This window comes from Pseudoxanthomonas mexicana, from assembly GCF_010093385.1.
GTDB lineage: Bacteria > Pseudomonadota > Gammaproteobacteria > Xanthomonadales > Xanthomonadaceae > Pseudoxanthomonas_A > Pseudoxanthomonas_A mexicana.
On record NZ_PDWV01000027.1, the window covers coordinates 1 to 24,680 of the forward strand.

Annotated in this window: 20 protein-coding genes; 6 read left to right on the plus strand and 14 right to left on the minus strand. The window is 68.3% G+C overall.

Annotation, left to right across the window (positions count from 1 at the left end; translation table 11 throughout):
- Positions 1-132: integrase core domain-containing protein (locus tag CSC76_RS10970; RefSeq protein WP_162110050.1), on the plus strand; the 132-nt coding region annotated here is incomplete at its 5' end.
- A gap of 9 nt (positions 133-141) precedes the next feature.
- On the opposite strand, the gene CSC76_RS10975 is transcribed toward CSC76_RS10970, so the two are convergent.
- The 3 genes from CSC76_RS10975 to CSC76_RS10985 form a co-directional block, all read right to left on the minus strand.
- Positions 142-2,847, minus strand: a complete 2,706-nt coding sequence (locus CSC76_RS10975) for a bifunctional acetate--CoA ligase family protein/GNAT family N-acetyltransferase (RefSeq protein WP_162110051.1) — start codon at positions 2,845-2,847, stop codon at positions 142-144.
- Positions 2,848-2,914: 67 nt separating this feature from the next.
- Entirely contained in the window at positions 2,915-4,624 is a 1,710-nt protein-coding gene (gene aceK / locus CSC76_RS10980; protein WP_162110052.1) for a bifunctional isocitrate dehydrogenase kinase/phosphatase, read from the minus strand.
- Between the two features lie 30 nt (positions 4,625-4,654).
- Positions 4,655-5,533, minus strand: a complete 879-nt coding sequence (locus CSC76_RS10985; protein WP_162110053.1) for a LysR substrate-binding domain-containing protein — start codon at positions 5,531-5,533, stop codon at positions 4,655-4,657.
- A gap of 109 nt (positions 5,534-5,642) precedes the next feature.
- On the opposite strand from CSC76_RS10985, the gene CSC76_RS10990 reads away from it, so the two are divergent.
- Positions 5,643-5,867, plus strand: coding sequence for a hypothetical protein (locus CSC76_RS10990; protein ID WP_162110054.1), 225 nt, complete (start codon positions 5,643-5,645; stop codon positions 5,865-5,867).
- 263 nt (positions 5,868-6,130) lie between these two features.
- Here the strand turns inward: CSC76_RS10990 and CSC76_RS10995 are convergent, their stop codons facing one another.
- From CSC76_RS10995 to queF, 4 genes are all read right to left on the minus strand, one after another.
- Positions 6,131-8,362: an NADP-dependent isocitrate dehydrogenase gene (locus CSC76_RS10995; RefSeq protein ID WP_162110055.1), complete on the minus strand. Its 2,232-nt coding sequence runs from the start codon at positions 8,360-8,362 to the stop codon at positions 6,131-6,133.
- Positions 8,363-8,605: 243 nt separating this feature from the next.
- Positions 8,606-9,088, minus strand: a complete 483-nt coding sequence (locus CSC76_RS11000) for a hypothetical protein (protein WP_162110056.1) — start codon at positions 9,086-9,088, stop codon at positions 8,606-8,608.
- A gap of 30 nt (positions 9,089-9,118) precedes the next feature.
- On the minus strand, positions 9,119-9,424 hold the full coding sequence (locus CSC76_RS11005) for a LysM peptidoglycan-binding domain-containing protein (protein ID WP_162110057.1): 306 nt from the start codon (positions 9,422-9,424) through the stop codon (positions 9,119-9,121).
- A 109-nt stretch (positions 9,425-9,533) separates the two neighbouring features.
- Positions 9,534-10,352 carry an NADPH-dependent 7-cyano-7-deazaguanine reductase QueF gene (gene queF, locus CSC76_RS11010; protein WP_162110058.1) on the minus strand — a complete coding sequence of 273 codons (819 nt, stop codon included), beginning with the start codon at positions 10,350-10,352 and terminating at the stop codon, positions 9,534-9,536.
- A gap of 33 nt (positions 10,353-10,385) precedes the next feature.
- Between queF and CSC76_RS11015 the strand changes: the two genes are divergently transcribed.
- The 4 genes from CSC76_RS11015 to CSC76_RS11030 all read left to right on the plus strand — a co-directional run bounded on the left by CSC76_RS11015 (position 10,386) and on the right by CSC76_RS11030 (position 14,478).
- Positions 10,386-10,844: a protease inhibitor I42 family protein gene (locus tag CSC76_RS11015; protein ID WP_162110059.1), complete on the plus strand. Its 459-nt coding sequence runs from the start codon at positions 10,386-10,388 to the stop codon at positions 10,842-10,844.
- Between the two features lie 114 nt (positions 10,845-10,958).
- On the plus strand, positions 10,959-12,230 hold the full coding sequence (locus CSC76_RS11020) for a lytic murein transglycosylase (RefSeq protein WP_202923521.1): 1,272 nt from the start codon (positions 10,959-10,961) through the stop codon (positions 12,228-12,230).
- Complete coding sequence (locus CSC76_RS11025; RefSeq protein ID WP_162110061.1) at positions 12,227-13,093, plus strand: D-hexose-6-phosphate mutarotase; 867 nt, start codon at positions 12,227-12,229, stop codon at positions 13,091-13,093. Before CSC76_RS11020 ends, CSC76_RS11025 begins: the two co-directional genes overlap by 4 nt.
- Before the next feature lie 140 nt (positions 13,094-13,233).
- Positions 13,234-14,478 carry a TCR/Tet family MFS transporter gene (locus CSC76_RS11030; protein ID WP_379605882.1) on the plus strand — a complete coding sequence of 415 codons (1,245 nt, stop codon included), beginning with the start codon at positions 13,234-13,236 and terminating at the stop codon, positions 14,476-14,478.
- A gap of 54 nt (positions 14,479-14,532) precedes the next feature.
- On the opposite strand, the gene CSC76_RS11035 is transcribed toward CSC76_RS11030, so the two are convergent.
- The 7 genes from CSC76_RS11035 to CSC76_RS11065 form a co-directional block, all read right to left on the minus strand.
- A complete protein-coding gene (locus tag CSC76_RS11035; protein ID WP_162110063.1) occupies positions 14,533-14,988 on the minus strand; it encodes a PepSY domain-containing protein in 456 nt (151 codons plus the stop codon).
- Between the two features lie 125 nt (positions 14,989-15,113).
- A complete protein-coding gene (locus tag CSC76_RS11040; protein ID WP_162110064.1) occupies positions 15,114-16,289 on the minus strand; it encodes a benzoate/H(+) symporter BenE family transporter in 1,176 nt (391 codons plus the stop codon).
- 115 nt (positions 16,290-16,404) lie between these two features.
- Positions 16,405-17,289, minus strand: a complete 885-nt coding sequence (locus CSC76_RS11045) for a methylglyoxal synthase (protein ID WP_162110065.1) — start codon at positions 17,287-17,289, stop codon at positions 16,405-16,407.
- A gap of 65 nt (positions 17,290-17,354) precedes the next feature.
- Positions 17,355-17,825 (minus strand): hypothetical protein, encoded by a 471-nt coding sequence (locus CSC76_RS11050; RefSeq protein WP_162110066.1) that lies wholly within the window; start codon positions 17,823-17,825, stop codon positions 17,355-17,357.
- A gap of 93 nt (positions 17,826-17,918) precedes the next feature.
- Positions 17,919-19,364 (minus strand): FAD-dependent oxidoreductase, encoded by a 1,446-nt coding sequence (locus CSC76_RS11055; protein ID WP_162110067.1) that lies wholly within the window; start codon positions 19,362-19,364, stop codon positions 17,919-17,921.
- Positions 19,365-19,569: 205 nt separating this feature from the next.
- Positions 19,570-24,042: a glutamate synthase large subunit gene (gene gltB, locus CSC76_RS11060; RefSeq protein WP_162110068.1), complete on the minus strand. Its 4,473-nt coding sequence runs from the start codon at positions 24,040-24,042 to the stop codon at positions 19,570-19,572.
- A 239-nt stretch (positions 24,043-24,281) separates the two neighbouring features.
- Positions 24,282-24,647 (minus strand): I78 family peptidase inhibitor, encoded by a 366-nt coding sequence (locus tag CSC76_RS11065; protein ID WP_162110069.1) that lies wholly within the window; start codon positions 24,645-24,647, stop codon positions 24,282-24,284.
- Between the last annotated feature and the right edge of the window lie 33 nt (positions 24,648-24,680).

The following is a 24,680-nucleotide window of genomic DNA, read 5'->3' on the forward strand; positions in this document are numbered from 1 at the left end:
TCCGAACAGCGAGCCCACGCGCTGCAGGGCTGGCTTCATCACTACAACTGGCATCGACCACATGCCAGCCTTGGCTACAGGCCACCCATCACCCGAATCCCACTGAACAACGTGGTGGGTTTACACATCTAGACGGCGAACCTATGCGCCCGCCGATACCGGCAGGCTGACGTTCATCAGCGTGGGATCGTCGGGATCCAGCTTCACGGTGAAGCCCAGGCTCTCGCACATCGCCAGCATGGTGCGGTTCTCGCGCAGCACCTGGCCCTCGATGACCTTCAGGCCCAGCCATCGCGCGTACTCGATCATGATCTGCATCAGCTTCCAGCCGATGCCGTGGCCCTTCAGGTCCGAGCGCACCAGGATGCCGTACTCGCCCTTCTCGTAGTTCGCGTCCGCGTGCAGGCGCACCGCGCCCAGCATCTCGTGCGTCTGCGGATGGATCGCCACCAGCGCGATCGAGCGCGCATAGTCGAGCTGGGTCAGGCGCGCGATGAATTCGTGGCTGAAGTGGCGCACCGACTGGAAGAAGCGCAGGCGCAGGTCTTCGTCGGTCACGTGGGTGAAGAATTCGCGGAACATCGCATCGTCCTCCGGCCGCACCGGGCGCACCAGCGCCGGCTGGCCATCGGCGAGCTCGATGGTGCGTTCCCATTCCTTCGGATACGGGAAGATGGCGAAGCGCGGATGGCCGCGGCCCTTGTGCAGCACACGCCCGCGTGCCACCGCGATGCGGGCATCGACGGCCACCACGCCTTCGCGGTCGGCCAGCAGCGGATTGATGTCGAGTTGCTGGATCTCGGGGATGTCGGCCGCCAGCTGCGCCAGTTTGACCAGCACCAGCGCGACGGCGCGCTCGTCGGCGGCCGGCACGTCGCGGTAGGCCTTCAGCACGCGCGAGACACGGGTGCGCGCGATCAGCTCGTGGGCCAGGCGCAGGTCCAGCGGTGGCAGGGCGACGGCCTGGTCGTTGATCACTTCCACGGCGGTGCCGCCCCGGCCGAAGGCGATCACTGGCCCGAACACCGGGTCGTCGGCGATGCCGGCGATCAGTTCGCGCGCCTTCGGCCGCAACACCGTCGGCTGCACCAGTACGCCTTCGATGCGTGCCTCGGGCCGGCGTTCGCGGGCGCGCTGCAGGATGCCGGCCGCCGCCTCGCGCACGGCGTTGGCATTCGCCAGGTTGAGGCGGACGCCGTCCACGTCGGACTTGTGCGGGATGTCGGGCGAGAGGATCTTCACCGCCACCGTCGCGCCCTCGGCCAGCAGCGGCGCCGCGATGCGGGCGGCGGCGTCGGCGTCGTCGGCGCGCCACAGCGGCGCCATCGGGATGCCGTACGCGGCGAGCAGCTGCGTCGTGGCCAGCGGATCCAGCCAGGTCTGGCCGGCATCCAGCGCGGCGTCGACCAGGGCGCGCGCCAGGGCCACGTCGGGACTGAAGTCCTCCGGCAGGCTGGGCGGCGTCTCCATCAACGCGGCCTGCACCTCGCGATGGCGGACCAGGTGCATGAAGCCGGCGACCGCATCCGACTCGTTCGGATAGCGCGGCACCTGCGCGGCGTCGAGCACGGCTTCGGCCTGCGGGTCGTTGCCCAGCCAGACGGTGAAGACCGGCTTCCGCGTGCCGTGGCCCGGCCGTTGCGACAGCACGCGGGTGACGGCGTGGGCGGCTTCTGATGACGACGACAGCACCGTGGGTACGTTGACGGCGAGCAAGGCGTCGTTCCCGGGATCGGCCAGCAGTGCGTCGATCGTCGCGGCGTAGCGGTCGGCATCGATGTCGGTCAGCAGGTCCACCGGATTCGTGCGCGACCAGCCCACGGGCAGGATGCGGTCGAGCGCATCGCGGGTGGCGTCCGACAGTGTCGCCAGCGTGCCGCCCTGTTCGTAAAGATGATCGACAGACAGGGCCCCCACGCCGCCGCCATTGGTCAGGATCGCCAGGCGACGGCCGTGGAACGGACGCACCTGGCCCAGCGTGCGTGCGGCGGCGAACAGCTCATGCAGCGAGCGCACGCGCAGCAGGCCGGCGCGACGGAATGCCGCGCCATACACCGCGTTCGGCCGTGCCAGGTTCTGCGTGTGCGTACTCCCGGCCGGCGTGACCTGCGCGCGGCCGCTGTGTCCGGACTTCACCACCACCACTGGCTTGGTGCGCGCGGCGGCACGCGCGGCCGACATGAACTTGCGCGCATCGCGGATGGCTTCCACATACAGCAGGATCGCGCGCGTGCGGCTGTCGGTGGCGAAGTAGTCCAGCAGGTCGGCGAAATCCACGTCCAGCGCATCGCCCAGCGACACGACGGCGGAGAAGCCGACCGGCTGGCTCATGCTCCATTCCACCAGCCCGCCGGAGATGGCGCCGGACTGGGAAATCAGCGCCAGGTCGCCCGCCTTCGGGAAGCGGCTGGCGAGGCTGGCGTTGAGGCGCGCATGCGGCGCGATGACGCCCAGGCAGTTCGGGCCGAGCACGCGCAGGCCCTTCTCGCGCGTCAGCGCTTCCAGCTGCGCGGCCGGCGAACCCGGGCCGCTGCCCCTCGCGGCGGTCAGCACGACCAGCGCGGTCGCGCCCTTCTCGGCCGCCTCGGCGGCGAGCTGCGGCACCGTCGCCGCCGGCGTGGCGATCACCACCAGGTCCGGCGTCCACGGCAGCTCATGCAGGTGGCGCACGGTCGCCACGCCGTCCATCGGCGAGGGATGCTTGTTGACCAGGCCGATGGGGCCGCTGAAGCCGGAGGCAAGGAGATTCTCCACCACCGCGCGGCCCACCGAACGCGGGCGCGACTGGCTGCCGACCACGGCCACGGCGCGCGGGCGGAAGATCGAGTCGAGGCGGTAGGTGCTCATGGCGGGAAGGCGGTCTCCTCGGTGCGGCTAGGGTAACGCGCCGCCTGTTGCGCGGACTTGCGCGCCGTCACGCCAGCCTGAGCGTATCCGGATAGGGAGGAGTATCGGGATAGTCGCCGGCGGCGAGGTGCGACTGAAGGTCGCGCCACCAGTCCGGACGGAACAGGTCGCCGTGCGCGGCCTTCAAGGCCTTCGCCTGCATCTCGGGCAGGCCCAGGAACTGCGGGAACCGCTCCGGGAACACATCGCCCGCATCCACGTGGAACCACGGCGCATCGGCCATCTGCTCTTCGTAGGTCGTGGCCTGCGGCCAGTCGCGGAAGCGGCAGTCGGTGACCAGCCGCAGCTCGTCGTAGTCGTAGAACACCACGCGTCCGTGCCGCGACACGCCGAAGTTCTTCAGCAGCATGTCGCCGGGGAAGATGTTGTTGCGCGCCATGTCCTTGATGGCCTGGCCGTAGTCGAGCGCGGCCGCGCGCGCGGCCTCGGCCTTCTGCTCGCGCAGGTACAGGTTCAAGGGCCGCAGCCTGCGCTGCACGTAGCACAGGTGGACGATCAGGTCGTCGCCATCCTCGCTCAGGCTGTGCCCGCAGCTTTCGCGCAGTTCGTCGAGCAGGGCGGGCGCGAAGCGTGCACGCGGGAAGCGCAGGTAACGGAACGTCTGCGTGTCCAGCAGGCGACCGACGCGGTCCAGATGGAAGACCAGGTCGTACTTGTCCTCCACATCCTGCCGGCTCATCGCCTTGGGGTAGGCGAAGCGGTCGCGGATCACCTTGAACACCAGCGGATAACTGGGCAGGGTGAACACCGCCATCACCATGCCGCGCGTGCCTTCGGCATGCACCAGCTGTTCGTCCGGCTGCGCGGCGAAATGGTGGAAGAAGGTGCGGTAGCGTTCGGTCTTGCCCTGCTTGGCACGGCCCAGCACGGTGTAGATCTCGTCGATCGGCTTGCCCGGCAGCAGCGAGCGCAGGAACACCACCGCGTCGCCGACCGTCGCCAGGTCGGCATGGAAGTAGCTGCGCGAGGTGCCGAACAGGTGCGCCACGTCGGCCCGGCGGGTCAGTACGGCTTCCGCCTTCAGCTGGCCGCCGTCGTTGACCAGTGCGATCACGCAGGGTGAGAACCGGTGTTCGCCGAACACGCGGCCCACCAGGTAGGCGCGGCGCTCGCGGTAGAACACGGTATCCAGCAGTTCGATGGCGCGCACCGGCTGGGCGCCCCAGTGCGCCAGGTCGTCCTGCAGCCGCACCGCGATCGCCGCCGCGCAGCGCGTGCGGTGCGCGTAGGGCACGTCGAAGCCGTAGTCCGCCAGCACCCGCGCGAAGGTCTCGGTCGGCCGCTGCTCCGACACCGCATAGCTGTGGCGCGCGACCGGATGGGTGATCGCATCGGTGGGCTCGACGTCGAGCGCGACGAACTCCAGGGCCGGGTCCACGCCGCGGATGCGGAAAAAGCGCCGGCTGAGCGTGTTGTAGAAGGTCTTGTAGAGCTCGCGGTCGATCTGTCCGGCGACCAGCGCCTCGAACGCACCACGCGCGGCCATCCACAGCGACCGGTCGTGGGCCTGCCCCAGCAGGACCGACTGCAGCCGCAGCGCGCATTCGGCGATGCACTGGTCGTACAGTTCGATGCGTTCGACGGCATCGGCGCGCGCAGCGGCCCAGTCCTGCGTCTCGAACCGCGTCTTCGCGCGGCGGGTGATCTCGGCGAACCGCGCGTGGTAGTCCGCGAAAGCGTCGTGGATCAGGCGGGCGATGGCATCGGCGGGAACCATGCGCGTGATGTTAGCGGGGCCGTGCTGGAGTCATCGCTCCACCGCCACGCCGGCCTGCTCCAGCAGCCAGGCGCGCACCTTGCGGAAGCCGGGATGGCCCAGGCTGCGTTCCGGATACCCCAGGTAGTGGGCGAAGTCGGCCTGCAGGCGCTTCTTCGTCAGCGTCCCCAGCCGTCCGGCCTTCACCAGCGGCTCGGCCAGCGTCCAGCGCGCCAGCGCCACGCCCACGCCCTGCGCAGCGGCCTGGTGCAGCGTCTCGGTGTCGTCGAACTGCGCCACGTAGCGCGCCGGCGGCTGCCCGCCGAAATGCTCGAACCAGTCCTTCCAGCGGTTGGCCGGATCGCCCAGCAGCGGCAGCCTGGCCATCTGATCCGGCGCCGGCCGGCCGTGCTGCTTCAGAAGGGCCGGACTGGCGACCGGCGTGATCCATTCGGGAAACAGGAATTCCGCGTGCACGTTCGCCCAGCGTCCGCCGCCGAGCCGCAGGGCCAGGTCGACGGGCTCGCGCTCGAAGTCGACCACATGCGTACTCGACTGCAGGTTGAGGCCCAGCTCGGGATGCGTGGCGAGGAACGCCGGCAGGCGCGGCACCAGCCAGGCCGTGGCCATGGAGGGAATGAGGCTGAGCGTCACCGTATGGTCGTTGCGCAGCGTGGCGCGCCGCAGGGCATGCTCGATGGTGTCGAGCGGCCCGGAGATCGCATCGAACAGGCGCTGCCCGTCGGGGGTCAGTTCCACGCCGCGCGGTCCGCGTGCAAGCAGCTTGTGGCCCAGCCGCTGTTCCAGCAGGCGCATGCGGTGGCTCAATGCGCTCACGGTGAGATGCATGGCCTCGGCGGCGCGGGTCAGGTTGCGCAGGCGCGCGGCCGTGACGAACGCGTCCACCTGGTCCAGGGGAAGTCGGCTCATCTTGAATCCACCTCAAGGCTGGCTTGCGGAGCTTTCGCTTTTTCGCGGCCGATCATGCGCCTACCTTGGGAGTCCTTCAAGCCGGACACCGGCGCCACGGAGCAGTCCCATGCAAACCGGAACCAGGAAGCAATGGTGGCAGCAGCTGGGCGGAATGAGCCAAGGCATGCTGTTCCTGCAGGGCCATATTGCCCACACCGACAGGTCGCCGCCCGAACCCGTCCACCGGCACCATGTCCATGATGAAGCCGGCCAGGTGCGCCATCGCGTAGCGCTGCAGCGGCTCGGTGCGCGCCGCCTGCGCGCGATGACGTCCTTGTCGCTGTTCCGCTGATCCGTGCCATGGGACAGAAGCCCCTGTAGGAGCGACGTGAGTCGCGACCGCACAGCCGGACGCGCGGGAGACTACGAGGGCAGCGGATCTACGGTCGCGACTCACGTCGCTCCTACAGACAACTCGCAACGAATTCCGCTGCCATGCGGACGTTGGCATCACCCGGTCCAGTTGCAGGGTTTCCCTCACTGAAAATGCAGGCGCGGAAACACAACGCCCGGCACAGGGCCGGGCGTTGGATCAAGCGGAGGAAGCGATAGACCTCAGGCCGACAGCGTCGCCAGCGCCTCGTTGAACGTCCTGCTGGGGCGCATCGCGGCGGCGGTCCTGGCGAGGTCGGGGTGGTAGTAGCCCCCGATGTCGATCGCCTTGCCCTGCGCGCCGTTCAACTCGGCGAGGATGGTCGCTTCGTTGTCGGCCAGCGTTTTCGCCAGTGGCGCGAACTTCGCCTTCAGTTCGGCGTTCTCGTCCTGCGCGGCCAGCGCCTGCGCCCAGTACAGGGCCAGGTAGAAGTGGCTGCCACGGTTGTCGAGCTCGCCGACCTTGCGCGCGGGTGAGCGGTTCTCGTCCAGGATGCGGCCGTTGGCCACGTCCAGTGCGTTGGCCAGCACCTTCGCCGGCGTGTTGAGGTAGCGCTGGCCCAGGTGCTCCAGCGACGCCGCCAGTGCGAGGAATTCGCCCAGCGAATCCCAGCGCAGGTAGTCCTCTTCCAGAAACTGCTGCACGTGCTTCGGCGCGGAACCACCGGCGCCGGTCTCGAACAGGCCGCCACCGGCCATCAGCGGCACGATCGACAGCATCTTGGCGCTGGTGCCCAGCTCCATGATCGGGAACAGATCGGTCAGGTAGTCGCGCAGCACGTTGCCGGTCACCGAGATGGTGTCCTGGCCCTTGCGGATGCGCTCCAGCGACACCTTCATGGCCTCGACCGGCGGCAGGATGCGGATGTCGAGATTGTCGGTGGTGTAGTCCTTGAGGTAGCGCTCGACCTTGGCGATCACCTGGGCGTCGTGCGCACGGTCCTTGTCCAGCCAGAAGATCGCCGGCGTCCTGCTCAGGCGCGCGCGGCCCACGGCCAGCTTCACCCAGTCCTGGATCGGCGCGTCCTTGGCCTGACACATGCGCCAGATGTCACCTGCTTCCACCGGCGTCTCGAACACCACCTGGCCGGCGTCGTCGGTGACGCGCACGGTGCCATCGGCGGGGGTCTGGGAGGGCTTGTCGTGGCTGCCGGACTCCTCGGCTTTCTGCGCCATCAGGCCGACATTGGGCACGCTGCCCATCGTGGCCGGATCGAACGCGCCGTTCGCCTTGCAGTCCTCGATCACCGCCTGGTAGATGCCGGCGTAGCAGCGGTCGGGGATGACGGCCTTGGTGTCCTGCAGCTTGCCTTCGGCGTTCCACATCTTGCCGGAGTCGCGGATCATCGCCGGCATGGAGGCATCGACGATCACGTCGCTGGGTACGTGCAGGTTGGTGATGCCCTTGTCGGAGTTGACCATCGCCAGGGCGGGGCTGTCCGCATACACGGCCTGCAGGTCGGCCTTGATCGCCTCCTGCTGGTCGGCCGGCAGCGCGCCCAGGCGCGCGTACAGGTCGCCGATGCCGTTGTTGGCGTCGAAGCCGATCTGCTCCAGCACCGCGGCGTGCTTGGACAGCGCCGTCTTGTAGAACTCGTTGATCACCACGCCGAACATGATGGGGTCGGAGACCTTCATCATCGTGGCCTTGAGGTGCAGCGAGAACAGCACGCCCTGCGCCTTCGCATCGGCGATCTGTTCGGCCACGAAGGCGGCCAGCGCCTTGCGGCTCATCGCCGACGCATCGACGATCTCGCCCGCCTTCACCTTCACCTTGTCCTTCAGCACGGTGACCGTGCCGTCGGTGGCGACCAGTTCGATCTTCAGCGCGCCATCAGCAGCCAGCGTGGCCGACTGTTCGCTGCCGAAGAAGTCGCCGGCGGCCATGTGGGCGACGTGCGACTTCGAATCCGCGCTCCAGGCGCCCATGCGGTGCGGATGCTTGCGGGCGAAGTTCTTGACCGACAGCGGTGCGCGGCGGTCGGAATTGCCTTCGCGCAGCACCGGGTTCACCGCGCTGCCCTTGACCTTGTCGTAGCGCGCCTTGGCGTCCTTTTCCTTGTCGTCCTTCGGTTCATCCGGATAGTCCGGCAGCGGGTAGCCCTGGGACTGCAGCTCCTTGATGGCGGCCTTCAGCTGCGGCACCGAGGCGCTGATGTTGGGCAGCTTGATGATGTTGGCTTCCGGCTGCGTCGCCAGCTGGCCCAGCTCGGCCAGGTCGTCGCTGATCTTCTGCGCGTCGCTCAGGTATTCGGGGAACTGCGACAGGATGCGGCCGGCCCGCGAGATGTCGCGGGTCTCCACGGCGATGCCGGCCGGCGCGGTGAACGCCTCGACGATGGGCAGCAGCGACTGGGTGGCGAGGAACGGGGCTTCATCGGTGAGGGTGTAGATGATGCGGGGCGTATCCGACATGGGGACAAGGGCTCTCGACAAGGGGCGACGGGGAACTCAGCGCGCCATTGTCGCGCGCCACCGCACGCAGGGCAAAACGAGGGGGTATGGACGGGGCCGGACTGTCCGGGGGCAATGGGTCATGCCGGGAAGGTTGCGGGTGGAACCTTCCGAAGCCGGTATCCGCGCAAAAAAAAAGCGGGCGTGGATTCCTCCACGCCCGAGCTTGCCCCACACACGTGGGAGAGAGACTTGCCTTGCGGATTACTTGACTTCGATTTCCTGGGTCATGCCGACGGGCTGGCCGTTCAAGGTCACGTCGACCTTGTACTTGCCGGCGGGCCAATCAGTGGCCTTGGTGAATTCGATGTTGGTGGGGCCCGCGTCCTCGGCCTTGACGGTCGCGGACTGCTTGGCGGCTTCCTGGCCGGCCTGGAAGGTCAGCTTGGCCTCGATGGTGGCGTCGGCCGGCGTGGTGGCGTCGGTCTTGACCGACACGATGATCTTGTCCTTCACGCCGAACATGCCAACGGCGGCGACGGATTGGTCCGCTGCAATCGTGTTGCCCACGGTAACGCTGGTCGCGCTGATGGGCATGGGGGCAGGTGCGGGTTCGGCGGGTGCAGGCGCCGGTTCAACGGCGGCCGGCGGCGCGGCGACGGGTTCTTCCTTCTTCTTGCAGCCGACCAGAGCGACGGTGCCGACCAGCGCGGCGGCCAGGGCGTAGGAGATGCGGTTCTGCTTCATGGGTTCGATCCTTCTGAAAAGTGGTGACAATCAGGCATCAGCGGGTTTGGGCGGCAGCTTGATCACCTGCCCGGGGAAGATGCGGTCCGGATCGTCGATGGTGTCGCGATTGGCTTCGAAGATCTGCTTCCACGCATTGGCGTTGCCGAAGTGCTGCTTTGCGATCTTCGAAAGCGTGTCGCCCTTCTCGATCGTATAGGTCTGCTGACCCACGATCTCCTCGGTGCTCTCGACGCGCGCAGTGACATCGGAGAAATCCGCTTTCTCGACGATCTGCTCGGTTGACGTCACCTTCGCGCTGACGTCCGAGAAATCGGCCTTCTTGTCTGTGCTCATTGCAACCACCCCTTCCTGGCGGGCTGTTGGGATGAGCAAGCGTTGCACGCGCACTGTTAAGAAACCATAGCGCGCGCGTGAAATCGCCTCAATTGTTAGTCGAGCAACATTACTGCCGCACGTCGCGCTTCATCGGCGGGACGCTCATGTCGGCCGTGGCGCGCCAGGGATTGATATCCAAGCCACCGCGACGGGTGTAACGCGCCTCGACCGACAGCGACGCCGGCCGGCAGTGCGCCATGACATCGTGAAAGATCCGTTCGACACACTGCTCGTGAAACTCAGCGTGGTCGCGGAAGCTCACGAGGTAACGCAGCAGTTCGACGCGGTCGATGCGCGGGCCGCGATAGTGGATCACCACCGTGGCCCAGTCGGGGTGGCCGGTCACCGGGCAGTTCGACTTCAGCAGCTCCGACGAGAGCGTCTCGTCGACCTGTACTTCAGGATCGGCGGCCAGGAACTCGGCGCGCGGGGGGCCGTAGTGGTCGATCTCCACGTCCAGACCATCGATCGATTCGCCCTCTGGCGCTCCGGCCATGGGCGGCAGGCCGAATGTCACGCCCACGTCCGCGCCGGCGCGGGCCGACAGGTCGGTGGCGATGCGCTCCAGCACAGCGGCGTCGCTGTTGAAGCGCGTGCTGTTGAGCGAGTTGAGGTAGAGCTTGAGCGACTTGGATTCGATCAGGCACGGCGATGTGCACGGTACCGTCAGAGTGGCGGTGGCCACGCGCGGCTTGCCGCGGGCATCCAGCCAGCTCAGTTCGTAGGCATGCCAGCGGTCGTGGCCGACGAACGGCAGGGCATCGGCGGCGATGCCGATCTCGTCGCGCGCGCCCTGGCGCGGGATGGGGAACAGCAGGGTGGGGTCGTAATGCGCGGGATACGCGACCTCGCGACCCAGCGAGGAATCCTGGGGGGTGTTGTTCATGCCGCCATTCTACGGACGGGGCCTAAAGCGGCGGTGTATAACCACCCGGTCTCCAGCGAGGACGCGACGATGAAGGCATGGCGGGTGATCGGGTTGTGCGTGCTGCTGTCGGCCTGCGCCAGCGGACCGGCGACGGGCGGCGGACCACCATCCGACACGTTGCCGGACGACGGCATCGTCCGACCCGTGGGCACGGCGCCGGTGGCGATGCGCGTCGGTCAGGTCCTGGAGATCGCCTTGATGTCCAACGCCAGCACCGGCTACCAATGGGAATTCACCGCAGACGGGGCTCCCGTGCTGGCGCGCACCCCGGGCCCGGCCACGCCGCCGCCGATGGATACGCAGCCGCCGATGCCCGGCGCTTCGTCGATCGCGCGTTGGTGGTTCCGGGCGGAAAAGGCCGGGGAGGCGACCGTGCGTCTGGAATACCGGCGGCCCTGGGAGACGCTGCCGCCGGTGGAGGTGGTGGAATACCGGATCGAGGTCCGCTGACGGTACAGCAGGGTCGCAATCGCGCTCCGCACAGGGCAAAGTGGCGCCTCCCCCCAGAAGGCCAGGGAGGCCGAGATGAGGTCCAACGCGACCGTCCTGCTGCTGTCGATGGCGATGGTGGTTCCCGCCATCGCGCAGACACTGCCTGCATCAGGCGCGACGCCACCGCGTCCACTGCCTGTCACCCCGGCGCCTGACGCGGCGGCGCCAACGCCCGCACCGGATCCGGTGTTCACCACCTGCATGACCAGCCTGCGCGGCGTCGCCGAGAAGCAGGGCGTCACGACGGCCAGCTTCGACACGTACACCCAGGGCCTGGCCGCCGACATGAGCGTGCTGGACCTGCTGGACGCGCAGCCCGAGTTCACCACGCCGCTGTGGGACTATCTGGCGGCCCTGGTCGACGAGCAGCGCGTAAGCGATGGACAGGCCATGTTGGCTACGCACGCCGAACTGCTGGGCCGGGTATCGCAGGCCTATGGCGTGGATCCCGCCACCGTCGTCGCGGTGTGGGGCGTGGAGAGCGACTACGGCCGCGTGTTCGGCAAGCGGCCGCTGCTGGTGTCGCTGTCGACGCTCTCGTGCTTCGGCCGGCGACAGGCGTTCTTCCGCGGCGAATTCCTCACCACGCTGAAGCTGCTGCAGGCCGGCGACATCCGTGCCGACGGGCTGACCGGATCGTGGGCCGGGGCGTTCGGCCACACGCAGTTCATGCCCAGCACGTACGAACGCATCGCGGTCGACTTCGATGGCGATGGGCGACGCAACCTGATCGACAGCATTCCCGACGCGCTGGCCTCGACCGCGAACTACCTGGTGAAGTCCGGCTGGCGCACCGGCGAACCGTGGGGCTACGAAGTGCAGTTGCCTGCAGGCTTCGATGTCGCGCAGGCCGGCCGCACCAACCGCAAACCATTGACGCAGTGGGTCGCGCAGGGGGTCGCCCGCGTCGACGGGCAGCCGTTGCCTGCGGATGACCGCGCAGCAGCGGTGCTGGTGCCGACCGGCGTCGCGGGGCCGGCGTTCCTCGTGTTCAAGAACTACGACGCGATCTATTCGTACAACGCGGCCGAAAGCTATGCGTTGGCCATCGCGCTGCTGGCCGACCGCCTGCGCGGCGGCAAGGGGCTGCTGACGGCGTGGCCCACGGACGACCCGGGCCTTGGCCGTCCGCAGCGCCGAGAGCTGCAGACACTGCTGCTGGCGCGCGGGCATGCGATCGGTACGGCCGACGGCATGATCGGCACGCAGACGCGGCGCGCGATCGTCCTTGAACAGCAGCGCCTGGGCCTGCAGCCCGCCGATGGCCGCGCCGGCGCGAAGATCCTCGCCGCGCTGAAGGCGGAAGGGCCGCCCGTCGCGCCACCGGAGCCGCAAACGCCATGAGTGCGCTACCCGCTGGCGTCACCCGCGAGGTCTGGCACGACATCGACGTACTCCGCATCGAGACGCCGTCGTCCACCGCCCGCATCAGCCTGCATGGCGGACAGGTGCTGTCGTTCGCGCCCGCCGGGTTCGACGATCTGCTGTGGCTGTCGCCGACCACGGCGATGCCGCCGAAGGCGATCCGCGGCGGCGTGCCGGTGTGCTGGCCTTACTTCGGTCGGCAGGGACAACCCGACGATGTACCCCAGCACGGTCATGCACGCGTGTCGCGCTGGCCGCTGACGGACGTGCGGCGCGAGGCCGACGGCAGCGTCGTGCTCAAGCTCGCCTTGCCGCTGCGGGATGGCGTGCCGCTCGAACTGATCCAGACCGTGCATGTCGGCCGTGAGCTCCGCCAAAGCCTGGACACGGTGCACCGCGGCGAGTCTGCGGTGATGCTGACCCAGGCGCTGCACACGTACTTCCGTGTCGCCGACGCGACGCAGGTGGCAGTCACCGGCCTGGATGGCCTTCCCTACGCGGACAAGTACGACGGCGATACGCACGTGCAGTCCGGCAACTGGTCGCTGCACGACGCGCGCGATCCCGGCCGCAGCGACCGGATCTACGCCGGCACCGGTCATCGGTTCGAACTGATCGATCCAGCGGGCGGTCGGCGCATCCGGCTGGACACCTTCGGCAGCCGTTCGCTGGTGGTGTGGAATCCGGGCGAGACCGGCGTATGCGCGATCGCCGACATGCCCGATGACGGCTGGCGGACCTTCGTCTGCCTGGAGGCAGCGAATGCCGGCGAGGACGCCATCGAATTGGAGCCGGGACAGCGGCACCGGCTGAGCCACGTGATCTCGGTCAGTTCCTTGTAGGAGCGCCCTCGGGCGCGATGCTTTTTTCGCCAAGGTTCGGGAGCAGAAGCATCGCGCCCGAGGGCGCTCCTACAGGCGCCGGGACAGTGGGCGGCTGTCCGATGCCCTACACTTGCGCACCTTTTCGCCGGTTCCGCTCCGTGAACGCCGAAGCTCCCGCACCCGCCGGCCGCCGCGCCGCCCTGGTCTTCATCTTCATCACCGTGCTGATCGACATCCTGTCCTTCGGCGTGATCATTCCCGTCCTGCCCGGCCTGGTCCGCCAGTTCACCGGTGGCGATTTCGCGCAGGCGGCGTGGTGGGTGGGCACCTTCGGCATGCTGTTCGCCGCCATCCAGTTCATCTGCACGCCGATCCAGGGCGCGCTGTCGGACCGCTTCGGCCGCCGTCCCGTCATCCTGCTGTCCTGCCTGGGCCTGGGCATCGACTTCGTGCTGATGGCGCTGGCCCAGTCGCTGCCGTGGCTGCTGGTGGCGCGCATCTTCTCGGGCGTGTTCTCGGCCAGCTTCACCACGGCCAACGCCTACATCGCCGACATCACCGCGCCGGAGAAGCGGGCACAGGCCTTCGGCATGATCGGTGCGGCCTTCGGCGTGGGCTTCATCATCGGCCCGATCATCGGCGGCCAGCTGGGCGCCATCGACCTGCGCCTGCCGTTCTGGTTCGCGGCCGGATTGGCGCTGCTGAACTTCCTGTATGGCGTGTTCGTGCTGCCGGAGTCGCTGCCGAAGGAGCGCCGCACGGCGACGTTCGACTGGTCGCACGCCAATCCGGTCGGCTCGATGGTGTTGCTGAAGCGCTATCCCCAGGTGTTCGGCCTGGCGGCGGTGGTGCTGATCGCGAACCTGGCGCACTACGTCTATCCCAGCGTGTTCGTGCTGTTCGCCGAGTACCAGTACCGCTGGAACGAACAACAGGTTGCGTGGGTGCTCGCCGCCGTCGGCGTGTGCAGCGTGATCGTGCAGGCGGGTCTTGTGGGTCGCGTCGTGCCGAAGTTCGGCGAACGCCGCACGCTGCTGTTCGGGCTGGCATGCGGCGTGGTCGGCTTCTGCATCTATGGCATGGCGGACCTGGGCTGGATGTTCCTGATCGGTCTGCCGATCAGCGCGCTGTGGGGCCTGGCCGGCCCGGCCACGCAGGCGTTGATCACCCAGCAGGTCGGGGCCGACGTGCAGGGCCGCGTGCAGGGCGCGCTGATGAGTCTGGTCAGCCTGGCCGGCATCGTGGGGCCGATGATGTTCGCCGGCACGTTCTCGCTGTTCATCGGCAAGGCGGCGCCCGCGCACCTGCCGGGCGCACCGTGGCTGCTGGCGGCGCTGCTGCTCGCCATCGGCTGGCTGGTGGGCTGGCGCTTCGCCCGGCCGCCGTCAGCGGCAGCGCATTGATGCGAAGAAGGCCGCCCAAGGGCGGCCTTCTCCGTTGCGCGGCCTGCGCGATGATCAATCGTTCTCGACGTGGATGATCTCGCCGGTGTTGGCGGCCAGGTGGATCTCGACGTCATTGCCGTCGGTACGTTCGGCCTCGGCCTTCCAGACGCCATCGTCGAAGTCGACGTCGTGGATCTTGGAATAGCCGGCGGCCGTCAGCTTGGCCTTCACGTCGTTCTCGCTGAGATCGGACACCAGCTTCTCGGCCATCACGTCGCCGCTCGCCGGATTGATGCGCACGTCCACCCGGTCGCCGTTGGCGCTGGTGGCGTCGGTTTCCCACATGCCGTCCTCGAAATCGAGGTCGTCGATGTTCGTGTAGCCCTTCTCGGTGAGCAGGGCGCGCACCTGCGGTTCCTTCAGCGCATCCTTGCCGGCCGTGGGCGCAGGCGGCTGGGCGACGGCGGCAGCGGACAGTGCAGCCAGGGCGGCAAGGGTCAGCAGGCGATGGCGGTTGCGAACAGTCATGGAAATCTCCGGGGGAGGGGTGGACCGATCCTGCCCACCCGAGCATCAGCCACAGGTGAATCCACGCCCTCCAAACTGAACACTCCACGCGGTGTTCACCTGCATGAGCCGCGTGCGAACGCGGGCTACGTGCGTCGCAGCACCAACAACGTCACCACGCCGGCCAGCAGGCCCCAGAACGCCGAGCCGATGCCTACAAGCGACAGACCCGAGGCCGTCACGAGGAACGTCACCAGCGCCGGCTCGCGCCCCCCTTCGTCGCGCAATGCCGCCGCCAGGCTGTTGCCGATGGTGCCCAGCAGGGCAATGCCGGCGATCGCGAGGATCAGCTCCTTCGGGAACGCGGCGAACAGCGCTGCCACCGTGGCGCCGAACAGGCCGACGACGACATAGAACACGCCGGCCGCGATGGCCGCCACGTAGCGTCGTGCCGCATCCTCGTGCGCTTCGCGCCCCATGCAGATCGCGGCGGTGATCGCGGCGAGATTCAGCGCGAACGCGCCGAAAGGCGCCAGCAGCAGGTTGACCAGGCCGGTCCAGCCGACGACGGGCGAGATCGGGATTGCATACCCCGACGCGCGGATCACCGCCACGCCGGGGACGTTCTGCGACGCCATCGTCACGATGAAGAGCGGCAAGGCGATGCCGACGATGGCGGCGAGCGAGAACGTCGGCGTGGTGAACACCGGCTTCGCCAGCTGCAGGGACAGGCCGTCCACGCGCAGCAGCCCGAGTCCGGCAGCGAAGGCGATGCCGACCAGCAGGGTCAGGATCACCGCGTAACGCGGCAGCAGGCGGCGGGCGAGCAGATATACCGCGAACATCGTCAGCACCATGCCCAGCTGCGTTTTCATCGCGGCGAACGCGTCGATGCCGAAGCGCAGCAGCACGCCGGCCAGCATGCCGGACGCCAGCGACACCGGGATGCGGCTGATCATCCGTTCGAAGAAACCCGAGAAGCCCGACGCCGCGATCAGCAACGCCGAAATCAGGAACGCACCGATCGCATCCGACAGTGGTAGCCCGGCGACGCTGCCGATCAGCATGGCCGCGCCGGGCGTGGACCACGCGGTCACCACCGGCATGCGGTAGCGCAACGACAGGCCGATGCAGGTCAGCCCCATGCCCAGGCCGAGCGCCCACATCCACGAGGAGATTTCTTCCGGCGAGGCGCCCAGCGACTGCGCCGCCTGGAACACGATCACCGCCGAGCTGGCGAAGCCGACCAGGACGGTGACGAAGCCGGCCGCGATGGCGGACAGGGAAAAGTCTTTCAGCAGATGGCGGGGTGGGGAACTCATTGCTGCTGCGGTACCTGTAGGAGCGACGTAAGTCGCGACCGTAATGACTGAACTATCTCGTCCTGTCGATGCGTGTGGTTCGGGTCCGAAGGTTGTCCGGGCGTGCGGTCGCGACTCACGTCGCTCCTACAAGAATCCCACGCTTGGTCACCGCCTCGCACCAGCGCCTGGCCACCGCCAGCGAGGTGGTGCACACCGCTTCATCGGTCACCGTGGTCACCGCGCGCTCGAGCAGCTGGATGTCCGCCTCGTGCTGGCGCGCCACGTGCGGATCCTCGAAGAAGATCACCCGCTGGCAGCGGTGCTCCAGCACGCGGTCGGCGATCTGCGCGTCGCCGCCGAGCGGGCCGCTCTGGAAGCGTTCCACCCACGGCGTGTCCTGGGGCCAGCCGCGGCTCCATGCCAGTTCGTTGAGGCGCAGGCCGGTGGTGCCGGTGGCCATGCGGTGGGCGAAGCGGGACAGCACGTCGAAGTGCGCGTCGGCGAAGGCGAGCATCTGCGGCTTCATCGCATCGTGCGCGATCAGTGCCAGGGTCTGGGATTCCAGCGCGTGGAAGCGGTCCGCGTTCGGGTCGGGCGCCAGGCCCGCATGGATGCGTTCCATCTCCACCCAGTCGCGCGCCGAGGCGACCGTCGACAGGAACGGCTTGCCATGGATCACGCACTGGCGCTTCAGCGCCGTGGCCTCGGGGAAGATCGAAGACGGATCGACCGGATCGATGAAGTAGATCGCGCCGTCGAGGCTGCGCTCCGCGCCTTCCAGGCCGACGACCTCCGCCACCAGCTTCATCAGTCCGCCATCGCGCCCGTAGGGATAGCGCTTGAGCCCGTCGTAGCCGCGCAGCATGCCGGCGGCGGCGATCGCATCATGTGTGCGGCCGACCGCATGCAGTGCCAGCCGCAGGTCGCGGATGCCGGGTTCGCAGGCGCGCAGCCAGCGGAACAGCGCTGCGTCTTCGGTGTGGTGGTGCAGGCGGTTGGCGGCCAGACCCAGGCGCATGATCGTAGGGAAGAAGGGGATGAACCCGAGTCTAGCCGAAGACACGCCTCACCCTGGGGCGTCGCTCACGGTTGGGGGCTTTCCGTGACGGTGTCGTCGGCAACCTGCTTGTCCTTAACCCCATCGGTCTCGCCGCTATTCGCCGGACAATCGAGGTCGGTAAGGGCTTCGATCCCGATGATCGTCCAGCGCCGGTTGGAAAGACTGCCGTCGTGCTTGGCGGCGTACCGATAGGTGGTACACGGCTCGACCGTGAGGGGGAGAGACTGGCGCGTGAGCTCGCCGTTTCGCCCGCGCTTGCTGGATGCGACCTCGAGCCAATGAAAGCCGGGACGCATCTTTACCTTCGTGGGGAGATCAGGGCGGTGTTTGCCATCCACGGCGACGACGAGGAGGTCGTAGACGTCCGGGTCCGCGCGCGTGACCACCTCGCCATCGAAGGCGCCGTAGTCGGGCCCATAGACGCTTTTCCGGTCGCGTGCGTCCAGCGACAGGCTGACGGCCAGTAAGGCCGCTAGGAACAGGATTCTCTTCATCGACACATCCCCATGGTCGGTGGCGGGCCACAGGGCACACGAGCGTCCTGCGGTATGTGCGTCGAAGCTTACCTCAGTCCAGAGCGCCGCCCGCTACGCCAACAGCAGCGTCGCGATGCTGCCGGCCGCATCACGCCCTTCGGCCACGGCGGTGACCACCAGGTCGGCACCGCGCACGGCGTCGCCGCCGGCGAACAGCTTCGGATGCGTGGTCTGGAACGGCAGACGGTCGCCGCCACCGGCGACGATGCGGCCGTTCGGCGTGCCTTCCACGCCGACCTCGGCCAGCCACGCCGGCACCGTCGGCGAGAAGCCGAACGCGATGATCACCACGTCCGCTTCCAGCACCGACCCGCTGCCTTCGATCGGCACGGCGCTCTGGCGGCCGCGTTCGTCCGGTTCGCCCAGCTTCGTCTCGACCACCTGCACGCCCGCGACCTTGCCGTCCACGCCGGCCACGATGCCCAGCGGCTGGCGGTTGAACAGGAAGCGCACGCCTTCCTCGCGCGCGTTGGCGACTTCGCGTGCGGAACCGGGCATGTTCGCCTCGTCGCGGCGGTAGGCGCAGGTGACCTTGGCCGCGCCCAGGCGGATCGCGCTGCGTACGCAGTCCATGCCGGTATCGCCGCCGCCGAGCACGACCACGCGCTTGCCCTGCAGGTCCGGCAGCTGCAACTGGTCTTCCCAGCCGGCGATGGGCCGGCCCCAGGGATCGTTGCCGCTGACGATGCGGCCGTTCTGCACCAGGAAGGGCAGGGCCGGCAGCACGCCCTCCAGATCCTGGCCGGGCAGGCCGCCATCGGTGTAGCGGTAGGCGCCGGTGCCCAGGAACACGGCGTCGTAGTCGTCCAGCAGCTGTGCCAGGGTGATGTCGCGGCCGACTTCCACGCCCAGGCGGAATTCCACGCCCATGCCCTCCAGCACCTCGCGGCGCTGCGCGATGACGCCCTTGTCCAGCTTGAAGCTGGGGATGCCGAACTGCAGCAGGCCGCCGATCTGTTCGTAGCGGTCGTAGACCACGGCCTGGATGCCGGCCCGCGCCAGGCGATCCGCGCAGCCCAGGCCCGCGGGCCCGGCACCGATGACGGCGACGCGCTTGCCGGTGGGCTGCACGGCGCTCAGGTCGGGGCGCCAGCCCTGGGCTAGGGCGGTATCGACGATGTATTTCTCCACCGCGCCGATGGTGACCGCGCCGAACTCCTCCAGCGTGCAGCTGCCTTCGCACAGGCGGTCCTGCGGACAGACGCGGCCGCAGACTTCCGGCAGCGGGTTGGTCGAATGGCAGAGCGCCGCGGCTTCCTCGATGCGGTTCTCCTGCACCAGCTGCAGCCACTGCGGGATCGCGTTGTGCACCGGGCACTTCCAGCTGCAGTACGGATTGCCGCAATCCAGGCAGCGTCCGGCCTGGTACTGCGCCTCCTCCTTGCCGAACCTGCCGTACAGCTCGCCCCAGTCGCCGGACGTGCGCAGTTCCAGCGGAATGCGCTGCGGCATCGTCCGCGGCAGGTCGAGGAACTGGAATACCTGCTTCTTGCTCATGAGGACAGTACCTGATTCCCCTCTCCCTTGATGGGAGAGGGTGGCCGAAGGCCGGGAGAGGGTGAGCCGGAGCCGGTTGCGGCGAAGCGCCACGTCATCGCATCGAGTGCACGGAAGCAACGGCACGCGTCGCTGCGCTTGCGCCCCCTCTCCTGCCCTGCGGGCATCCTCCCCCGCGAGGGGGGAGGAGAAAGGCGGTGCACGCTCATGCTGCGCGCCTCAGGGTCTCATTGAGCGAATCGATGCTCGCGGCCTTCGGCTTCACCAGCCAGAACTTGCCCACGTAGTCGCGGAACTCGTCGAGGATCTGCTGCGCCCAGATGCTGCCGGTCAGTTCGCGATGGCGGGTGACCAGCGTGTGCAGATGCTGGCGGTGGCTCTCGAAGCCTTCCGGACTGATGCGGTGGATGTCGATCAGTTCGTGGTTGTAGCGGTCGACGAAGTCGCGGTCCAGGTCGAGGACATAGGCCAGTCCGCCGGTGAAGCCGGCGCCGAAGTTCAGGCCCACCCTGCCCAGCACCAGCACGATGCCGTCGGTCATGTACTCGCAGCAGTGGTCGCCGGCGCCTTCGATGACCGCCAGCGCGCCGGAGTTGCGCACCGCGAAGCGTTCGCCCGCCCGACCCGCGGCGAACAGTTCGCCGCCCGTCGCGCCGTACAGGCACGTGTTGCCGATGATCGGCGTGCTGCGCGCCTCGAAGCGCGCGCCCCGCGGCGGACGCACGACCAGCCGGCCGCCTGCCATGCCCTTGCCGACGTAGTCGTTGGCTTCGCCCTCCAGTTCCATCAGCAGGCCACCGGCGTTGAAGGCGCCGAAGCTCTGGCCGGCGCTGCCGCGGAAGCGCAGGTTCAACGGCGCGTCGGTCATGCCATGGTTGCCATGCACGCGCGCGATGGCACCGGACAGGCGGGTGCCGATGCTGCGGTCGGTGTTGTGGATCAGGAAGCGGTGGTCGCCGCCGCTCTTGTTGCGGATCGGTTCGGCGAGCAAACCATCGAGCTGGGTGGCCAGGCTGTCCGGCGACTCGTATAGGCGCTGCGCCGCGCAGCTGCTGCTGTCGACCTGAGCGCCTTTCAGCAGGCGCGACAGATCGACGCGCACGCCTTCGCGCGGCGATACGTCGAGCTGCTGCAGCAGGTCGGTGCGGCCGACGATCTCGTCCAGCGAACGCGCGCCCAGGTACGACAGCCACTGGCGTACTTCCTCGGACAGCAGGCGGAAGAAGTTCTCCACGCGCTCGGGCAGGCCGGTGAAGTACTGCGTGCGCAGTCGCTCGTCCTGCGTGGCCACGCCGGTGGCGCAGTTGTTGAGGTGGCAGATGCGCAGGTACTTGCAGCCCAGCACGATCATCGGGCCGGTACCGAAGCCGAAGCTGTCGGCGCCCAACAATGCCGCCTTCACCACGTCCAGGCCGGTTTTCAGGCCGCCGTCGGTCTGCAGCACGGTGCGGTCGCGCAGCTGGTTCACGACCAGGGCGTGATGCGCCTCCGCCCCGCCGAGTTCCCCCGGCACGCCGGCATAGCGGATCGAACTGACCGGGCTGGCGCCGGGGCCGCCGTCGTGGCCGGAAATGGTGATCAGGTCCGCGCCTGCCTTCACCACGCCCGCCGCGATGGTGCCCACGCCGGCATGGCTGACCAGCTTCACCGACACCAGTGCGGTGGGATTGACCTGCTTGAGGTCGTAGATCAGCTGGGCGAGGTCTTCGATCGAATAGATGTCGTGATGCGGCGGCGGCGATATCAGGCCGATGCCGGGCTTGGCGTAGCGCAGCCGCGCGATCAGCTCGTTGACCTTGTGGCCCGGCAGCTGGCCGCCTTCACCGGGCTTGGCGCCCTGTGCGACCTTGATCTGCAGCACTTCCGCATTGACCAGGTATTCCGGCGTCACGCCGAAGCGGCCGGACGCGACCTGCTTGATCTTGCTGCGCTTCTCGGTGCCGTAGCGCGCGGGGTCTTCGCCGCCTTCACCCGAGTTGCTGCGGCCGCCGAGGCGGTTCATCGCGATGGCGAGCGCCTCGTGCGCCTCGGGCGACAGCGCGCCCAGCGAGATCGCGGCGGTGTCGAAGCGGCGCAGCAGGTCGGAGGCGTCGGCCACCTCGTCGATCGGGGTCGGCACATCGGCCTTCTTGAGCTGCAGCAGATCGCGCAGCGCCGAGGGCGGGCGCGAGTTCACCGCGTCCGCGTACGCCTGCCAGTCACGGGCGTCGCCGGTGCGCGTCGCACGCTGCAGCGTCATCACCACGTCCGGGTTGTACATGTGGTACTCGCCGCCGTGCACGTACTTCAGCAGGCCGCCGACGTCCGGCGATTCGCGGTCGTTCCACGCGCGCGCGTCGAGCTGGCGGGCTTCCAGATCGAGCCGTTCGAAGCCGACGCCGCCGATCCGCGACGGCGTTTCGGCGAAGCACAGGTCGACGACCTCCGGATCCAGCCCGACGATCTCGAACAGCTGCGCGCCGCGGTAGCTGCTGATGGTGCAGATGCCCATCTTCGAGATGATCTTCGACAGGCCCTTGTAGATGCCCTTGCGGTAGCTGCGGCCGATCTGCGTCTGCTCGCCGCCCTTCTTGATCTGCAGGATGCCGCGCCGGCCCAGGTCGAACAGCGTCTGGTAGGCCAGGTACGGATACACGGCGGTGGCGCCCACGCCGATCAGGCAAGCGATATGGTGCGGGTCGCGCGCGGTGCCGGTCTCGACGATCAGGTTGACGTCGCAGCGCAGGCCTTCGCGGCACAGGTGGTGGTGCACCGCGCCGGTGGCGAGCAGGGCATGCACCATCGGCCGGCCCTGTTGCGGGCGGCGGTCGCTCAGCACCACCATCACCATGCCCTCGCGCGCGGCCTGCGCCACCTCGGCGCTGATGCGCTCGATGGCGGCCTTCATGCCTTCCGCGGGGTGGTACGACAGGTCGATGTAGCGGTGCTTCTGGTCGTACGGCGCCATCTTCACGATCTGCCTCAGCTTGCGCTGGGACAGCACCGGCGAGTTGAGGATGATGTGGTTCACCGTTTCCGGCCCGGCGTGGAAGATGTTGGTCTCCCGGCCCAGCTGGGTGGTCAGCGACATCACGCAGTCTTCGCGCAGCGGATCGATCGGCGGGTTGGTGACCTGCGCGAACGCCTGGCGGAGGTAGTCGTACAGCGGCCGCGTCTGCCGGCTCAGCACGGCCATGGGCGTGTCGTCGCCCATCGAGCCGGTGGCCTCCTGCTCGGTCTCCGCGAGCGGACGCAGCACCTGTTCCACCTCCTCGGTCGTGAGCTGGAACAGCTTGTGGTAACCGCGCAGCGTCTTCTCGTCGAACGGCGCATCGGTCAGCGACGGATCGATCAGCTCGGTCTGCAGGTAGGTGACGCCCTGGTGCAGCCATTGCTTGTACGGCGCGCGGCCGCGGTTGATGCGGTCCACTGCTTCGCTGTCGAGCAGGTCGCCGCGCTTGAGGTCGATGGCCATCATCTCGCCCGGACCCAGCTTGCCCTTGCGGGTCACGCGTTCGGCCGGCACTTCCCACACGCCGGCTTCGCTGGCGACGATGAAGTGGCGGTCGCTGGTCAGCATCCAGCGCGCGGGGCGCAGGCCGTTGCGGTCCAGCGTGCACGCGGCGTAGCGCGCATCCATCGAGACGATGCCGGCCGGCCCGTCCCACGGCTCGGTGTTCAATCCGTAGAACTCGTAGAACGCGGCGAGGTCGGCGTCCTTGAACTCCAGCGACTGCGTGGCCGGTGGCACCAGGATGCGCAGCGCCTGGATCAGCTCCATGCCGCCGGCGACCAGCAGCTCCAGCATGTTGTCCAGGCTCTGCGAATCGGAGCCGTGCATCGAGATGACCGGGTCGAATTCGCCGATGTCGAAGCGCGGCGTCTTCCACACCTTGCTGCGCGCCTGCGCCCAGCGGCGGTTGCCCTCGATGGTGTTGATCTCGCCGTTGTGCGCCCGCAGGCGGAACGGATGCGCCAGCGGCCAGCGCGGCAGCGTGTTGGTGGAGAAGCGCTGGTGGAACACCACCGCGCTGCTGGCCAGCTCGGCGCGCTGCAGGTCGGGGTAGAACGTCGCCAGCTTGCCCGGCAGCACCATGCCCTTGTAGCCGATGGCGTGCGGCGACAGCGTCACCACATAGAAATCCGGCACGGAGGTGCGCAGCTGCTGTTCGCTGCGGCGGCGGGCGAGGAACAGCGCCAGCGTGAAGGCGTCGCCGCTCTGCTCGGCGCTCGCTTCCACGAACAACTGCTCGATGCGCGGCAGGGTGTCCTTGGCCAGCTGTCCGCATACCGTGTCGTCGGTCGGCGGCACGCGCCATCCCTTCACCGCCACGCCGGCGCGGAACAGTTCGGCCTCCAGCGTGGCGCGGCACTGCGCGGCAAGCGCGTCGTCGTGCGGCAGGAAGACCAGGCCTGCGGCGAAGCGCGCGCCGGGGTCGATGCCGGATTCGGCAGCGAGCGCGCGGAGGAAGGCGTCCGGTTTGCGGAGCAGCAGGCCGCAGCCGTCGCCGGTCAGCCCGTCGGCGGCGACGCCGCCGCGATGGGTCATGCGCGAGAGCGCGGCAATGGCGGTGTCGACGAGCGCGCGCGAGGGCTGGTCGTCGAGCTGCGCGATCATGCCGAAACCGCAGGCGTCGCGTTCGTCGTTCGGGTCGTAGAGACCGGGGTCAAAGCCGCCTTGGCGATGGCGAGGGGCCATGTCTTGCCTCAAACCGGAGTGACGGCGACACCGTGCCCTGCCCGCGCAGCGGCACTTCGAAATGTCACCGGAAATCCGACTAGACCATAGATGTTGCGACGCCGCAACAACACCTCTGACGCACCACTTGTTGGTTGCAGAAGCAACTTTTTGCGCGACGAAAACGTGCGCACCGGACAACGAAAAACCGCCCGCGTCGCCGCGAGCGGTTCAAGGTCCCGCGAGGCTGTCGCGAGGCGTCAGCCGCAGTTGACCGAGGCGACCGCGCCCTTCTCGTCCAGGATGATGTTCAGGCGGTTCGGGTTGAAATCCATCGTCGCGGCGTCACCCGGTTTCAGGCTGCGCACGGCGTCGGACTTGCTGTCGCTCTTCGCCTGTTCGATGTCCTTCTCCGTCGGCGTCTTGCCGATGATCCACTGCGCCTGGGTGTCGTCGCAGCTGCCGGCGAGTTCGGCCGGTGCGGGCTCGGCGGCGGGCGGCGTGGCCACTTCGCTGGCCGCGGCCTGGGACTGTTCGGCGGCGGCGGTCTGTTCGTCGGCCTCGGGCGAGGAGCAGGCGGCCAGCGAGAGGGTCAGCAGCAGGGCAGGGATCGCCGTTCGGATCATGCGGAACTCCGGAAAGGTGAGATGGGCGACAGG